Below are 634 nucleotides of genomic sequence, written 5' to 3'. Positions count from 1 at the left end.
TGCGTACGGCCACGCTCACTTACACCGGCAGCACTGGCGGCGACCTGGCCGCCTACGACCTGACCACCTTTGCCGCCGTGCCCGCCGCCGGCCCGGCCACCAGCAAAGACCTCGTCATCAGCAGCACCGCTAGCAATGCCGTGCAGTTCCGCACCCTGAGCACCGGCACGCGCCTGGTGCGCTCCACGTCGGCCGTGTACTCGGCCGCCACGCTCAGCAGCATCCGGCAGACCTACAATGCCACGGCGGCGGCGTCGCAGGTTACCACCCTCGACAACATCGTGGTGGGCGATGTCATCATCCTCAAGCTACGCGGGGCCGACCAGTACGCCGTGGTGCAGGTAACGGGCATCAACCGCACCTCGACCACCGACGTGACGGTGAACTTCAACATCAAGGCGCTGTAAGCAGCACGCGGTGTTTCAAACAAAAAGCCCACCCGATTCGTCGGGTGGGCTTTCTTTTTTGAGTGAAAGGTTATTCTACTTCCCGCCAAACAGCCGCGAGAAGAAGCCTTTCTTCTTCGCCGGCTTCTCTTTGATTTTGACTTTGGAAAGTGGCGCGGCATCGGCCGGCGCTTCGGCGGTGGGCGTGGGGCGCAGCACGATGGATGGCCGCGCCGGCGCGGTAATTA

Annotated in this window: 1 protein-coding gene; it reads left to right on the top strand. The window is 63.2% G+C overall.

All coding sequences use genetic code 11. The features are described 5' to 3' along the window. Positions 1-407, top strand: a 407-nt coding sequence (locus tag ACYVDE_RS25410) for a hypothetical protein (RefSeq protein WP_460504293.1), incomplete at its 5' end; no start/stop codon positions are given. Between the last annotated feature and the right edge of the window lie 227 nt (positions 408-634).

It is taken from the genome of Hymenobacter agri (assembly GCF_054778495.1).
This window is presented reverse-complemented; position numbering and strand designations above follow the sequence as displayed.